The following is a 14784-nucleotide window of genomic DNA, read 5'->3' as shown; positions in this document are numbered from 1 at the left end:
TTTTATAGCTGAGAGGGAATTATGTCGGTTAGTTTAAAAAAAGGTCAAGGTGTTAGTCTATCAAAAAGTCAATTTGATCTTTCACAAGTGACAATTGGTCTAGGTTGGGATGTAGCTGAAAATCGGCAATCTATTTCTGGATTTTTCAAAAGTTTATTTAGTGGTAATAACGAAGATTATGATTTAGATGTTATCGCGTTCTTATGTGATAAAAATGGCAAAATTACCAACTTAGGAACGGTGGAAAATGGTAAACAAACTTTAGACAACGGCGATATTATATTTTTCAACAATATGATTCATAAAACAGGTCATGTTTGGCTTACTGGTGATAATAGGACTGGTGAAGGCGAAGGTGATGATGAACAGATTATCTTAAAATTAAATGCATTAAGTGATCAGTATTATAAAATTGTTTTTATTGTACAAATATATGATGGAACTCAACGTAAACAGCACTTTGGTCAAATACAAAATGCATTTATACGTGCAGTAGATGCTAATAATATAGAAATGGCACGCTTTGACCTTTCAACCGGTAGCGAATTTGTTAATAAACGTTCAATGATTTTTGCTGAATTAAATCGTGAAGCAAGCGGTTGGCAATTTAAAGCAATTGGTAATGCAAGTGAATCCGATACATTTGTATCATATATAGAAAGGTATTTATAATGAGAAGGCTTCCTGTGTATCTAGTAATTGATACTTCTGGTTCAATGCGTGGCGAGTCAATTAATGCAGTTAATGTTGGGATACGATCAATGCTCAACGCACTCAGACAAGATCCCTATGCTCTGGAAAGTGTTTATATATCAATCATTACATTTGATAATGAAGCTCGAGAAATCATCCCATTAACCGCTTTAGAACAATTTCAATTTCAAGATTTATCCGTACCGAGTTCTGGAGCAACATTTACAGGTGCATCATTAGAATGTCTAATAAACAGCATAAATCGTGATGTTAAAAAATCAAATAGTGAACAAAAAGGTGACTGGCGCCCTATGGTTTTCTTAATGACAGATGGAAAACCATCAGACATGTTTGCTTACACTGAGGCTTGTAAAGCAATTAAGAATATTGCCATTGCTTCTATAGTTTGTTGTGCGATCGGAAAAAAAGCAGATACAGAATATTTAAAATTACTATCATCACAAATTGTTGCCCTAGAAACCTTAGATTCGAATGCGTTTGCCGGGTTTTTTAAGTGGATTTCGGTTAGTGTTGCATCAGGAAGTTCCAGTTCAGGTATTAATATTAGTTCAGATGATCTGCCTCCACCGCCACCTGAAATACAACTAGTTTTATAAAAAAAGTATAACTTTATGAGAAGATTACCCGTTTTTTTTCTATTAGACTGCTCCGAATCAATGATTGGAGGGAATCTGGATAAATTAAAGAAAGGACTACAAGATATTGTTATGGATCTCAGAAAAGATCCACATGCGCTTGAAACAGTTTACATTTCTATTATTGCATTCGCAGGTAAAGCTAAAACAATTGTTCCTTTGATCGATTTAATTTCATTTTACCCGCCAATGTTACCGATTGGTGGTGGAACATCATTGGGAGCAGCTTTACGTGAGTTAAGGTATCAAATTGATAACAAATTACTTAAAACAACTCCAGACTGTAAAGGTGATTGGAAACCAATCGTTTATCTAATAACCGATGGCCGCCCTACTGATATAGTTGGCAAAGAATTACGTATTTGGCGAGAAAAATATGCCCAAAAAGTTAATTTTATTGCAGTGAGTTTAGGAAATTCAAGTGACATAAGTATATTACATCAACTAACAGAAACAGTCATAATATTAAATGATAATCATCAAGAGAGCTTTACACATTTCATTAAGTGGATTACCGCTTCCGTCTCCTCTCATAGTCAAAATATAAATAAAGATATTGCATTATTAAATGATTATAACAATGTATTAAACTTGTCTGATGCTAGGAATTATAAACCTTATGATGAAAATTGTGTGGTATTTGTCGGTAAATGCTCAAATACGATTCGCCCTTATTTAATCAAATATAATTTAGTTGATAATTTAGTTAATTTTAGTAAAGATCAAAAACAGAAATACCGGCTAACTGGGTGTTATCCTGTCGACAACGAATATTTCAATTGGAGTGATGAAATAAAAACAAATTTATTAGTTAATACAAATCAACTTATTGGAGCACCTACGTGCCCACATTGCAGTAATCCTTCTGCTTTTGCAATGTGTTCATGTGGTAACCTTTTATGCATTGACCATACTGGCTTAGTAACCTGTCCTTGGTGTAATCAATATTTAGAATTTGATATGCATATGCCAGATGAGGATTTTGATGTAATAAGAGGGAAAGGATAATGAAGAGTTCTGATAATATTTATCAAAAAGTTATCTCTGCCATTATTAATGATATTTCACAAAATCAGGTAGAACAACTAGTTAAAACCAATTCAATTACTGTTCTTATTGATCAGGCAATCAAGACTATCGCTACTACATATCAACAATTAAAATCAGATAATAGTAGTCAGAACAATGATAATCCGTCTAATTTTACACTCGCTCTACCTTATGTTGTTCCTATAACACATTGGCTTGAATTAAAACTTGAAAAAGATGTGCAATTATCAAAATTAAATGAATTGCAAAAGCAAAATACGAGTAGCTATTCGCCTGAAAATCCAATCACTAATACAAAAAATCTAATATCCTATTCACCTCGATTTCATTTACCAAATATGAAAGTAGGTAATAACTATTCAGCTAAAATAGAAATTGATTCTTCATATACTGATGCAAATATTATTATTGAGAATGTTATAATTAATCAACCAGATTTAAATCTTACTTTTAATAAACAAACTAATACCATTGAGGGTACGCCTACAATATCGGGTACTTTTAGTCTTGATATCATTTGGACAGTTGCAGACTATGTATCACAAACAACTAAAATAGATATTATCATTAATCCAGATCCTAATAGTTTATGGAAAGATATTCCTGCTGATGAAAATGATATTTACTATAAACCAAGTTTAGCCCATCAGTTTATCGAAACAGATCAACTGAAGATTGCTGCAGCTAGTTGCCGTGGTCGATCACATGCTCATGTGGGTTCCTTTAGAGATGACGATTTTTTTGTTGATAGTTTATCTAATGGATGGAATATCACTATTGTTGCTGATGGCGCTGGTAGTGCTCAAAATTCAAGAAAAGGATCTCAATTAGCGGTAAATACAGTTGGACAATATCTTAAACATCAACTATTAGATAGTGCTAATCAGGATCTTTTAAGTTGTGTAAAAAAATGGGATCATGTTTCGACCCAAACTGTTGGTACTCAATTTAAAACTTGGTTCCGTGATGCTGTATTACTCGCAATTAAACAACTAGAAGTAGAGGCTGATAAAACTAATCGCCCTCTCAAATCATATTCAACGACGTTATTAGTTGCCGTTACTTTAAAAATCGATAATGACTTATTTGCTGCCACATTTTCCGTCGGTGATGGCGCTATCGCAGCGTTTAGTTATAAAGATAATATTCGTTTATTAGCTAACGCAGATAACGGTGAATTTGCAGGACAAACACGTTTTTTAGATAATTCTATTTTGCGAGAAGCTGAATTTTATAGCCGAATTCGCATAGGAAAATGGCAAGAAATAAATTATTTCCTATTAATGACCGATGGAATTTCTGATCCTAAATTTGAAACTGATTTTCAACTGAATAATAAAGATAAATGGATACAATTAATCGACGAACTTAATCCGCTCTTAGCAACACCAATGAATCCTGCAAAAGCGTTATTAGATTGGATGAAATTCTCATCTCCAGGCCATCATGATGACCGAACTTTAGTTATCATTTGGTAAATTTTTCAGATTAAATTGATATTAGAATAAAAAATATGGCTAGAATTATTAATTGTGTAACTAAAAGCGGTAAACATGTTAATTATGTTGACGAAATAATTGGTGCAGGAACAATGAAAAATGTTTATTTTTCATCAGATAAATCCTATGTTATAGCTTTTTATCAAAAACCACAAAATCAACAAGCTCGTGAACGCATTGAGATGATTACGGGATCTTATTACCAAAATATATTCAACCAACAAGGTGGAGACTATTGGCATGAATTATTTTGTTGGCCGACAGATATTGTTGAACATATGGGGCAATTAGGTTTAGTTATACCAACTTATCATAAGCACTTCTTTTTTAAATATGGTTCCAAAAATAATGATTTTCTTAACATTAAAGGGAGAGAAAAAGAAGGTAAATGGTTCGCCAGTGCTAGTAACCGTAATAAATTTCTTGACCCTCGTGAAAAAGGAACATTATTAACCTATCTAAAAATTTGTCTACAATTATCACGTGCGGTAAGAAGATTGCATGCTGCAGGTTTATGTCACAGCGATTTAAGCTATAAAAATGTATTAATTGATCCTGAATTAGGTCATGCATGTATTATAGATATTGATGGATTAGTTGTACCGGGCAAATTTCCTCCTGATGTGGTAGGTACTCCAGATTTTATCGCACCGGAGGTTGTAAAAACAACACATCTAGATAAAGGTGATCCAAAACGGATATTACCTAACATAACAACTGATCGGCACGCATTATCTGTTTTAATATATATGTACTTACTTTTTCGTCATCCTTTAAGAGGTGGAAAAGTACATGATATCAATGATGAGATACGTGACGAGTCAATGACCATGGGTGAAAAAGCGCTTTTTATAGAACACCCTTCTGATAAAAGTAATAGAGTCAATACTAATCAAATCTCACCTGCTGCATTACCATGGGCAGATCCAACTAAAATTCCATATACCGTTATGGGTCCTTATTTATCTAAATTATTTGAACGTGCGTTTATTGAAGGGTTACACGAGCCATTAAAACGCCCTACTGCTGATGAATGGGAAACCGCACTAGTTAAAACGATTGATTTAATTCAACCATGTCAAAATGAACAGTGTGAACAACAATGGTACGTTTTTTCGGGTAAAACAGCGCCTTCTTGCCCCTATTGTGGCACAGCTTACAAAGGTAAATTACCTATTTTAAATCTTTATTCATCTCGTATCGCAGGGAGTTATCGACCTGATGACCATCGGCTTATGGTATGGAGTGGGCAATCACTCTACCCGTGGCATATCAATCGATTAATCGCACCTAATGAAAGACTAAGTGACCATTTAAAAAAACGGGTCGGCTATTTTATATTTCATAATAACCAATGGTGGTTGGTGAATGAAGGTATCAAAGATTTAGTTTCGTTACCCGACCAAACAAAAATAGCGATTGGAGATAAAATCGAACTTAATGATAATCGCCAAATTTTATTGTCCCGTGAAGATGGGGGGCGATTGGTTGTTGTACAATTAGTGGATAATTAATAATTATATTTATTATTAAAATGAATTAACATATCTATTAATTATGATTTGAATAGCCTATCCTAAAACGTCAAAAAATATGTTAAAGGGTTTTTATTAAATTATGAAAGTTTTTTTTGATTTTGATGGTACTCTTACAACCAAAGATTCATTAATACCATTTCTTATCTATACCGTTGGTTGGCCAATGTTTATCTTTAAAGTTATTTTACTTGTTCCATTATTATGTCGGTATTTATTTAATCGAGAATTACGTGGTGAAGTTAAAAATAGGGCGCTTCAGATCTATCTTTCGAAATTTTCAAAACAAGAAATTGATCATTCTGCTTCACAATTTGTTACGAAAATTTTACCTAAAATGATACGTCCGCAAGCAATTGCCCTACTAGAGAAGCACAAGGCCAACGGTGACGAATGCATTTTGGTGAGCGCATCAATCGATCTTTATCTGTTACCATGGGTAAAACAAAATGGTTTCACCAAACTTATATCGACGCCTTATATCGGTAACTATCCAACAATGATAGGCAAAAATTGCTATGGCGAAGAAAAAGTCCACCAAATACTAAAAAATTATCCTGATCTCTCAAAAGAAGATAGTTGTGCATATGGCGATACAGTTGGTGATATTCCAATGCTGAAGTTAGTTAAAAAAGGTTTTATGTGGTCGAATAAAGAGCAAAAATATTTACCTTTGAGTTAAATATTACTGAAATATGGACTTAATTTTAACCAGAGGAATGAATAAGGAAATTAAATATAAAATGATAAATAGAATTTGGTTTATGGAGAGCTTTTCATCACAACGAGACATAATTTTAGCGGTAAAAGATTTTGCTAAAAAAAATCATATAAAAATCGAAGTTTTTGCTTCTCATCGGGAAAATCGAAAAGAGATCCTATCCACAGCTGATTTCGCTATTATTGAACCTTCAGAAGAGACACAGCGATTATCTTTTATTACTAAAGTTATTAGCCAATATAAAATTGATGTGTTATATGCTGTTAAAAACGCACTTTGGTATGAACAACATCGTTATGAAATAGAAGCAACTGGAGTAACCTTAATTACCGGTGCAAGTAATATAGATTTATTAAAGCTATCAAATAATAAGATGGATTTTGCCTTGTTTATGGAACAGCAGCAATTACCAGTTGTTCCTTCAATACTAATTGATAATGTTGAACAATTACAAAAAAATATTGCTCATCCACCCTTTGATAAATTATGTATTAAACCTGTTCATGGTATTTATGGCATGGGATTTTGGCGATTCGAGAACAACATATCCCCATTTAGAATATTGTCCAATCCGGAAGAAAGAGGTATTAGGCCTAATATTTTTCTACAATTATATGCCACCTTAGAACAACCAACTGCAATGGTTTTAATGCCATATCTTTATTCACCCGAATCTTCAGTCGACATTTTCGCAAGTAAAGGTGAAGTTCTTTGTGCTATAGCTAGAGAAAAGCATGGTAGCAAGCAGATAATTAGAAATGAAGGTGTGGCTTTTGAACTTGCCTGTCGTTGTGCAAGTGCCATGCAAGCTGATGGCTTAGTAAATGTTCAGACACGTAATGATAAAGATGGTCAACCATTATTACTGGAAATTAATATGAGGCCTTCGGGTGGTATTGGCAATACTTTGCATAGTGGTGTTAATTTACCAGGTTTAATGGCGATGTATCATTTAAAATTATTAAATAAAACTCAAGTTCAAGCTCTATATAAACAACATTTTAAATACGCAGAAGTTATTTCAACATCTTCCGTAATTCAATACCCAAATAATTTAACCAACTTAATCACTATATAGTCATGATCAATCAAAAGAAAACATTAAAACGAGGGACCCTTTCTATTAATTATAAAATAGGGAAATTCTCTACAGATGAATTATTTGATATCGCTGAGAGGAATAATCCAAAACGAGCTTTTCTATTTGTTAGTAAAGTATTAGGTAAACATATCCCTGTATCACCTGCAAAAATGCGAAAAAGTTATCGTGAACTAAGTCAAATGTTACCAGATAAAATTAATGGCGAAGCAATTTTTATTGGTATGGCCGAAACGGCAGTTGGATTAGCTGCAGGTGTTTTTCATGAAGCAAAAAGTAAGTTTGATAAGGCCTTTTTATTAACATCAACCCGCCATGCAATGGATGCTGAATTGTTATGTGAATTTAAAGAAAACCATAGCCATGCCACGGATCATTTAATTTATCTTCCTCAAGATAAAACAATGCGCACAAGTTTGAATCAGGCTGAAAATCTAATTCTAATTGATGATGAAATGACAACAGGAAACACTTTTAGAAATCTTATTCAGTCCTTGTGGAATACTAATTATTTTAAAAATATAAAACGTATAATTATTTTGACACTTGTTAATTGGAATCAAGAACCAATAAGCTATCCTGACGTAGAGGTACAATGTTATGCATTGTTAAATGGTAATTGGTCTTGGCAGCCCGATTTAAATGCTTCACCACCAACAATGCCTGAGGTCAATATTACCAACCAGAGTGATAACGTTATAATTGGTCCTCAGGATTGGGGAAGATTAGGCAGTCACGAAAGTCATGATAATTTGGGGCAGCAAATCGCTGTTCAACCGGATAAATCCATATTAGTTATTGGTAGTGGAGAATTTCTATGGAAACCTTTTTTATTAGCTGAACGCTTAGAAAAACAAGGGGCAAACGTGTTATTTGGTTCAACAACCCGTTCCCCTATTGCTATAGGTTCTGCTATAAAGTCAGCGATTTCTTTTACTGATAATTATGGTCAAGGCATTCCTAATTTTATTTATAATATTGCTCACCAAAAGTTTGATAAAATCTTATTATGTGTTGAAACCGCAGAACACAGTATAGACCAAAGTTTTTTAAAACAATTGAAAGCAATAACATCTGATGTTGAGGTAGTTTGTTATGCTTGATATGACATTCAATAAACCCGTTATATTAACCGATTTAGATGATACGTTATTCCAAACTAAACGGAAAATGCAAGAGGAATTACATATCTCGCCTAAACATATAGCTGCGCTTGATCGCTCGTTAACGCCTCGTAGTTTTATGAGCGATGAGCAGTTTTTATTTGTCAATTGGATGTTACAAAATGCAGAAGTGATCCCCGTTACCGCACGGGGGACCCAAGAAATAAAACGAGTTAAATTACCGTTTACCTCTTGGTCAATCACCACTCATGGTGCAGTAATTTTAGATGCTAAAGGACAAAATGATATTACTTGGCAACAAAAAATTTTGCATGATATCCAGCCTTATCGAAGCCAGTTACTTTTATTACAGCATGATATTGAACAGATGATGATAAAACAAAAATTGAATGCTTGGGTAAGAATTAATTATGAGTATGATGATGTACCTATCTATTTCGTCATGAAACATCGTGATAGTAATCGGCTTTCCGAGCTTTATCAATTTGATAATGAACTTCAACAAAAGTTTGACACAAGTGAATTTTATATTCACCGCAACAATAACAATATCGCTTGGATTCCAAAACCAATTGAAAAAGGCAAAGCTGCGACATGGCTGATTAATAAACTAAAAACAGAAAGAGGTACTTTTCCACTACTAGGAATGGGTGACAGCTTAACAGACTTTAGTTTTATGCAACTTTGTACTTGGTTTTGTATTCCACAAAAAAGTCAATTCAGCGATACAATTAAACAAACAATATTTGGAAAATAATAATGATTAATATCGAACCGTTTTCAGGATCATACACTTACAGTGATGTCCAATTTTTACTAAAACGCGTTGAAATGGAAACTACACCTGTTGAAATAAAAGAACAATTAATTCAATCAGGAAAGAAACACTACTCGGAAATGATTAGTCGTGAAGATGAACCGACTAGCTGGCACTTAGATTTATTCGAAAAATCAATACAGCAAGAAGGTCAACGTTTAGCGAAAGAAGTATTACAACTTGCTATTTTTTTAACTCAACAAATTCAAACACCAATTGTGCTCGTAAGCCTAGTTCGTGCAGGCGTACCATTAGGTGTAATGTTACAAAGAGCACTAAAAGATCTTGGTAAACAAACTTACCATTATGGTGTCAGCATTATTCGCGATCGCGGTATTGATACCGTTGCGATGGATTGGATTGAAAATAAACATGTTAAAGAAGGCATCGTCTTTGTGGATGGCTGGACAGGTAAAGGAGCCATTACCAATCAACTTCAGCAGTCTTTAGCTTTAAGACCGGGTTATCAAGATAAACCAAAATTGATTGTTTTGGCAGATCCTTGTGGTTGTGCTTGGGCTTCTGCAAGTGATGATGATTGGTTAATTCCATTTGGTATTATGGGAGCGCCTGTTTCAGGAATGATATCTCGTTCAATTTGGTTAAATGGCGATTTACATGGTTGTATTCAATGCAACCATTTAGAGAAATATGATTGCAGTCAATATTTAGCCGATATCGTCGATCAACATCGACGCCAAATTGACGCTACCACATTACCAAATGTCAGCTTCAATCCGAACAAAAAACATGAGCTATTCCAAATTAGCCAACAAGTTATACAACATTTGGCTGAAAAATATAATATTACTAATTTAAATCGAATTAAGCCTGGTATAGCTGAGGCAACTAGAGCCGTTTTAAGAAGGATTCCTGATTACGTTTTAGTTCGAAATCGTAATGATCCTGATGTAAAACTACTCATTTATTTGGCCGAAAGCAAGAACATAAAAATTATAGAAGATAATAAAAATTTAGGGAATTATCGTGCAATTACAATTATAAAGAAGGTCTCTGATGAATAAAAAAATATCACCTTGGAATATTGGTTCAAGTTTATATATTCCGGCGAATAATCCAAATATTGTTGATATTATAATTCATAATAAATATTCAGGCTTAAAATCAGTCATTATCTGTTTAGAAGATTCTATTAAAGTAGAAGATTTTGCTTTTGCTAAAGATAATTTGCTAAAAAGTATATTACATATTACAGAGCATCTGAATCAAACATCTGCTGAAAATGTACCTCTTATTTTTATACGCCCTAGAAATATCGATAATGCAAATTGGATAATTACTAACTTAAACCTAACCTATGTTGCTGGTTTTGTCATTGCAAAATTTGAGCAAAATTGCCTAAATGATTGGTGGTCCATTTTACAAAATACACAATTATTAATGATGCCAACCTTAGAAACACAAGATGTTTATAATGTGGTTAAAATGCAACAGTTATCGGATACATTATCAGTTCATCCTTGTCGCAATAGAATCATTTTATTACGTATTGGTGGTAATGATTTAATGAATGGACTACGATTGCGACGTCATAAAAATATGACAATTTATGATGGACCTGTTGGCTATCTTATTAAAATGTTAGTTGTAATCTTTGCCCAAAATGGATTTTATCTTACAGCGCCAGTATGCGAGCATTTTTCAGATAATGATTTATTAGCAAAAGAAGTAGCCTTAGATATTTTGCATGGTTTAGTTGGAAAAACACTCATTCATCCATCGCAATTGGACATCATTAATCAGATTTATCAGGTCACGGAACATGAATATACAGAAGCAAAACAGATTATATCTGTTCCCCAAGGTGGAGTATTTAATATTAATGGTTCAATGTGTGAACCGTCCACCCAACATCGCTGGGCAAGCGATATTATAGAAAGGGCTCAATGTTTTGGTATAAATTAATTAGTCATTTTCATTAAATAAAAATTAATTTTAACAAGTTTTTTATTATAAAAATATTTTTGAATGGAGAAAAATATGGTATCACTTAAAAAAAATCAAACAATTTCACTTAAAAAAGAATCTTCAGCATTAAATCAATTACATTTTGGTCTAGGTTGGGATCCAGTTAGACGTAATAATCAAGCTAAAAAAGGATTTCTAAGTAATTTGTTTTCTTCACAGGCTGATTCCATTGATTTAGATGCTAGTTGTATCATGTTAGATGTTACAGGTAAAAAAATTGATGAAGTCTGGTTTGGTAATCTTGAATCTAAGTGTCTCTCAGTTCTTCACAGTGGTGATAATCTGACAGGCGAAGGAGATGGGGACGATGAAATTATTTATGTTAACTTACCAAAGCTCCCTTTTGATGTTGAATATTTAGTATTTACGGTTAATAGCTTCAGAGGACAGACATTTAATGAAGTGGATAATGCTTTTTGCCGTGTCTTAGATCAAAATAATAAAGAGCTTGCTCACTATAAATTATCTGAGCAAGGTTCACATACGGGAATTATTATTGCTACTCTCAAACGTAATGGTGGTTTATGGGACTTTACCGCACAAGGTTTTCCTTGCAGTGGTAGAACAATTCATGATATTTACCCACAAATTGTTGATAAGGTGATTGGCAGATGATAAATTTAACTCTAGGTGCAAATACCGTCATTAATCATAATGATATTATGGTCAAAATTAGTTCGGGTTTACCAGTTGATGCTTCAGCATTTCGACTATTTGCTAATAATAAGGTAAAAGATGATCTTGATATGGTTTTTTATGGACAGCCAAAGAATGAAAATGGCTCAATTTCATGGAAACAAGACCAAAATAAAAATCATGAATTTATTGTAAACCTATCAAAATTAGCCAATGATGTAACAAAAGTTGCCTTTACGATTACTTGTGATAAATATCAACCAATTAGTCAGTTATCAAATTTATCCATTCAAATTATAGCCAATAATCAAATTATTGCTATCGGAGAAGTGGATATTGTTGGTCGCCAGGAAAAAGCATTAATTATGGGTGAAATTTATCGACGAAATTCGGAATGGAAATTTAGATTTATTGCTCAAGGATTCAATGGTGGGTTGAAACCGTTAGCGGAGAATTATGGCGTTAATATCGTTGATGAAGAAAATTCCTCAGAAACTAAAACCAATCAAGTAAGTAATGCCAATCAAGTAAATAATCCCAATCCTTCAAGTAAAGTCAATCTTAACAAAATATCTTTATCTAAAGATAAAACTACGGTTAATTTAACCAAACAAGATAATTATGGAATGATTGGTATAAATCTAAATTGGAATAAGTCAAATAAAGAACAAAAACGTGGATTTTTATCAAATTTTTTAAATACAAACAAAAATATTGATCTTGATTTAGCTGCATTTGTACGATTGAAAGATAATAGTATTTATGTCATTCAAGCATTAGGTAACACATTTGGTTCTTTAAATTATCCTTGCTATGTGCAGTTGATGGAAGATGATCGTAGTGGTTTCAATAAAGATGGTGAATGGATATATATAAATGGGGAACACTGGAATAAGATTGATGAAGTACTTATTTATACCTTCATTTATGAGGGAGTTCCAAATTGGAATCAAACCGATGCTATCGTTAGAGTTCAAGTACCTGGGCAACCAGAAATTGAGACCCAGCTAACTGAGGGTGATAACAGAAATAGGTTATGTGCTATTGTGCATTTAAAGAATGATAAAGGAGCAATAAAGATACAACGCCTTAACAAATACTTTAGTGATCAACGGGGATTATCTCAAGCTTACGGTTGGGAATTTAGATGGCAAGCGGGTCGTAAATAAAGTAATTTATAGAGAGTCACTGCAATTTGCTTTAAAATAATAAAATAAAAAGTATGAACAGCGTCAGTAATATGGCAGTTCTAGACATAGGTATGATAGTAAAACATTATGTTAGAGCTAAAAGCAATGTAAATATGTAATTAGGATGAAAATGACAACATTTCTCGGTTTTCCAATACAAACAACGATTGTATTTGTATGTTTATTAGTAGGCGCCTTATTTATCGATTTATTTACCCATCGAAAAGATAAGGTTATTAGTTTAAGAAGCGCTATATTATGGTCGGTATTTTGGATCGTCATATCACTATTATTTGCAGTTTATCTTTTCTATAGCTATGGTTCAGAAGTTGGTAGCTTATTTATAACGGGCTATGCATTAGAAAAGGTGTTATCGATTGATAATCTGTTTGTAATGATGGCTATTTTCTCTTGGTTCTCAATACCTAGCAAATATTGGCATCGAATTCTTTATTGGGGAATCATTGGTGCTATTATATTCAGAGGAATTTTTGTTATCATTGGGACAGGACTACTTAGCTTAGGTTCTTATGTTGAATTAATCTTTGCTTTTGTGGTCGGCTGGACAGCTGTTATGATGCTTAAAAATGATGATAATGATGAAGAAATAGAGGATTATTCTCAACACTTAGCTTATCGTTTAGTGAAACGAATTTTCCCTGTTTGGCCTAAAATCTATGGGCATAACTTCTTTATTAATAAAAAACAAGTTAACGAGGAGTTAGCTAAGCTAGAAAATAAAGATTTAATAGTTAATAGTAGTGCAAAAGCAACCATTTTCGCTACCCCTTTATTTCTCTGTTTAGCTGTCATTGAAATTTCTGATGTTATGTTTGCATTTGACTCTGTACCTGCGGTCATTGCCGTGAGCCGTGAACCGTTGATCATATATAGTGCGATGATGTTTGCAATTTTAGGTCTACGTAGTATGTATTTCGTATTAGATGCTTTAAAACGATATTTAGTACATTTAGAAAAATCAGTAATGGTGATATTATTTTTTATTGCGCTAAAATTATTTTTAAATGCAACTGATCATTTATGGGGTCATGGTTATAACATTTCAGCTTCAACAAGCCTAATTATCGTACTGACAATTTTAGCACTCGGCATCATAGCCAGTTTGCTATTCCCTTCTAAATCAGAAGAGTAAATAAATTAAGTTAATAATAAATAAATGAAACAAGGAGTTAAATATGGGTGTTTCTCTTTCTAAAGGTGGCAACGTTTCTTTAAGCAAAACCGATCCGGGTATGAAAAATGTACTAATCGGACTAGGATGGGACGTACGTGCCACTGATGGTCAAGATTATGATCTAGATGCATCAGTTTTTCTTTTAGCAGAAAATGGCAAAGTTCGTAATGATTTAGATTTCATATTTTATAATAATTTACGTTCAGCTGACGGATCTGTTGAACATACAGGGGATAATAGAACAGGGGAAGGTGATGGTGATGATGAATCAATTAAAATCAAACTTGATAAAATCCCTGCTGATGTCGCTAAGCTCGTTTTCGTCGTTACTATTCATGATGCAACAGTGAGAAGACAAAATTTTGGTCAAGTAGAAGGTGCTTTTATTCGATTAGTTAATGATGATAACCAGATCGAAGTTGCGCGATATGATTTAACTGAAGACGCTTCTACTGAAACTGCAATGCTATTTGGTGAACTATATCGCCATAATGGTGAGTGGAAGTTCCGTGCTGTTGGTCAGGGCTACGCCGGTGGTTTAGCTTCTGTTTGTGCTCAATATGGTATTAACGCCTCTTAA

General features: G+C 33.3%; 15 protein-coding genes. All 15 read left to right on the top strand.

The genetic code is table 11. The annotated features are described in order from the left end of the window. The first annotated feature begins 21 nt into the window (after positions 1 to 21). Positions 22 to 672 carry a TerD family protein gene (locus AC5LXI_RS13220; protein WP_493442754.1) on the top strand — a complete coding sequence of 217 codons (651 nt, stop codon included), beginning with the start codon at positions 22 to 24 and terminating at the stop codon, positions 670 to 672. Continuing rightward, positions 672 to 1310, top strand: coding sequence for a vWA domain-containing protein (locus AC5LXI_RS13215; protein ID WP_493442753.1), 639 nt, complete (start codon positions 672 to 674; stop codon positions 1308 to 1310). Before AC5LXI_RS13220 ends, AC5LXI_RS13215 begins: the two co-directional genes overlap by 1 nt. A gap of 15 nt (positions 1311 to 1325) precedes the next feature. Next, positions 1326 to 2357, top strand: a complete 1032-nt coding sequence (locus tag AC5LXI_RS13210) for a TerY-C metal binding domain-containing protein (RefSeq protein ID WP_493442752.1) — start codon at positions 1326 to 1328, stop codon at positions 2355 to 2357. Further along, positions 2357 to 3877 (top strand): PP2C family serine/threonine-protein phosphatase, encoded by a 1521-nt coding sequence (locus AC5LXI_RS13205; RefSeq protein WP_493442751.1) that lies wholly within the window; start codon positions 2357 to 2359, stop codon positions 3875 to 3877. The genes AC5LXI_RS13210 and AC5LXI_RS13205 overlap by 1 nt, the downstream gene beginning before the upstream one ends. Before the next feature lie 35 nt (positions 3878 to 3912). Then, a complete protein-coding gene (locus tag AC5LXI_RS13200) occupies positions 3913 to 5412 on the top strand; it encodes a helix-hairpin-helix domain-containing protein (protein WP_493442750.1) in 1500 nt (499 codons plus the stop codon). 103 nt (positions 5413 to 5515) lie between these two features. Then, complete coding sequence (locus AC5LXI_RS13195; protein WP_493442749.1) at positions 5516 to 6115, top strand: HAD family hydrolase; 600 nt, start codon at positions 5516 to 5518, stop codon at positions 6113 to 6115. 61 nt (positions 6116 to 6176) lie between these two features. Further along, positions 6177 to 7232: an ATP-grasp domain-containing protein gene (locus AC5LXI_RS13190; protein ID WP_493442748.1), complete on the top strand. Its 1056-nt coding sequence runs from the start codon at positions 6177 to 6179 to the stop codon at positions 7230 to 7232. 2 nt (positions 7233 to 7234) lie between these two features. After that, complete coding sequence (locus tag AC5LXI_RS13185; RefSeq protein WP_493442747.1) at positions 7235 to 8356, top strand: phosphoribosyltransferase domain-containing protein; 1122 nt, start codon at positions 7235 to 7237, stop codon at positions 8354 to 8356. 1 nt (position 8357) lies between these two features. Continuing rightward, positions 8358 to 9134, top strand: a complete 777-nt coding sequence (locus tag AC5LXI_RS13180) for an HAD family hydrolase (protein WP_493444312.1) — start codon at positions 8358 to 8360, stop codon at positions 9132 to 9134. Between the two features lie 2 nt (positions 9135 to 9136). Then, entirely contained in the window at positions 9137 to 10219 is a 1083-nt protein-coding gene (locus tag AC5LXI_RS13175; RefSeq protein WP_493442746.1) for a cysteine protease StiP family protein, read from the top strand. Then, the gene (locus AC5LXI_RS13170; RefSeq protein ID WP_493442745.1) at positions 10212 to 11120 is read left to right on the top strand and encodes an HpcH/HpaI aldolase/citrate lyase family protein; all 909 of its coding nucleotides are present in this window, start codon (positions 10212 to 10214) and stop codon (positions 11118 to 11120) included. Before AC5LXI_RS13175 ends, AC5LXI_RS13170 begins: the two co-directional genes overlap by 8 nt. A gap of 75 nt (positions 11121 to 11195) precedes the next feature. Beyond that, entirely contained in the window at positions 11196 to 11798 is a 603-nt protein-coding gene (locus AC5LXI_RS13165; RefSeq protein WP_493442744.1) for a TerD family protein, read from the top strand. Further along, on the top strand, positions 11798 to 12988 hold the full coding sequence (locus tag AC5LXI_RS13160; RefSeq protein ID WP_493444311.1) for a TerD family protein: 1191 nt from the start codon (positions 11798 to 11800) through the stop codon (positions 12986 to 12988). The genes AC5LXI_RS13165 and AC5LXI_RS13160 overlap by 1 nt, the downstream gene beginning before the upstream one ends. Before the next feature lie 151 nt (positions 12989 to 13139). Next, complete coding sequence (locus AC5LXI_RS13155; protein ID WP_493442743.1) at positions 13140 to 14162, top strand: TerC/Alx family metal homeostasis membrane protein; 1023 nt, start codon at positions 13140 to 13142, stop codon at positions 14160 to 14162. Between the two features lie 43 nt (positions 14163 to 14205). After that, positions 14206 to 14784: a TerD family protein gene (locus tag AC5LXI_RS13150; protein ID WP_493442742.1), complete on the top strand. Its 579-nt coding sequence runs from the start codon at positions 14206 to 14208 to the stop codon at positions 14782 to 14784.

Source organism: Gilliamella sp. LMG 34361 (assembly GCF_984569075.1).
The sequence above is the reverse complement of the archived record's forward strand: the minus strand, read 5'-3'. Positions and strand labels throughout refer to the sequence as shown.

Bases quoted from the DNA above. Each gene is read 5' to 3' on its own strand.
- AC5LXI_RS13220 (WP_493442754.1), top strand. From the start codon at position 22: ATGTCGGTTAGTTTAAAAAAAGGTCAAGGTGTTAGTCTATCAAAAAGT.
- AC5LXI_RS13215 (WP_493442753.1), top strand. From the start codon at position 672: ATGAGAAGGCTTCCTGTGTATCTAGTAATTGATACTTCTGGTTCAATG.
- AC5LXI_RS13210 (WP_493442752.1), top strand. From the start codon at position 1,326: ATGAGAAGATTACCCGTTTTTTTTCTATTAGACTGCTCCGAATCAATG.
- AC5LXI_RS13205 (WP_493442751.1), top strand. From the start codon at position 2,357: ATGAAGAGTTCTGATAATATTTATCAAAAAGTTATCTCTGCCATTATT.
- AC5LXI_RS13200 (WP_493442750.1), top strand. From the start codon at position 3,913: ATGGCTAGAATTATTAATTGTGTAACTAAAAGCGGTAAACATGTTAAT.
- AC5LXI_RS13195 (WP_493442749.1), top strand. From the start codon at position 5,516: ATGAAAGTTTTTTTTGATTTTGATGGTACTCTTACAACCAAAGATTCA.
- AC5LXI_RS13190 (WP_493442748.1), top strand. From the start codon at position 6,177: ATGATAAATAGAATTTGGTTTATGGAGAGCTTTTCATCACAACGAGAC.
- AC5LXI_RS13185 (WP_493442747.1), top strand. From the start codon at position 7,235: ATGATCAATCAAAAGAAAACATTAAAACGAGGGACCCTTTCTATTAAT.
- AC5LXI_RS13180 (WP_493444312.1), top strand. From the start codon at position 8,358: ATGACATTCAATAAACCCGTTATATTAACCGATTTAGATGATACGTTA.
- AC5LXI_RS13175 (WP_493442746.1), top strand. From the start codon at position 9,137: ATGATTAATATCGAACCGTTTTCAGGATCATACACTTACAGTGATGTC.
- AC5LXI_RS13170 (WP_493442745.1), top strand. From the start codon at position 10,212: ATGAATAAAAAAATATCACCTTGGAATATTGGTTCAAGTTTATATATT.
- AC5LXI_RS13165 (WP_493442744.1), top strand. From the start codon at position 11,196: ATGGTATCACTTAAAAAAAATCAAACAATTTCACTTAAAAAAGAATCT.
- AC5LXI_RS13155 (WP_493442743.1), top strand. From the start codon at position 13,140: ATGACAACATTTCTCGGTTTTCCAATACAAACAACGATTGTATTTGTA.
- AC5LXI_RS13150 (WP_493442742.1), top strand. From the start codon at position 14,206: ATGGGTGTTTCTCTTTCTAAAGGTGGCAACGTTTCTTTAAGCAAAACC.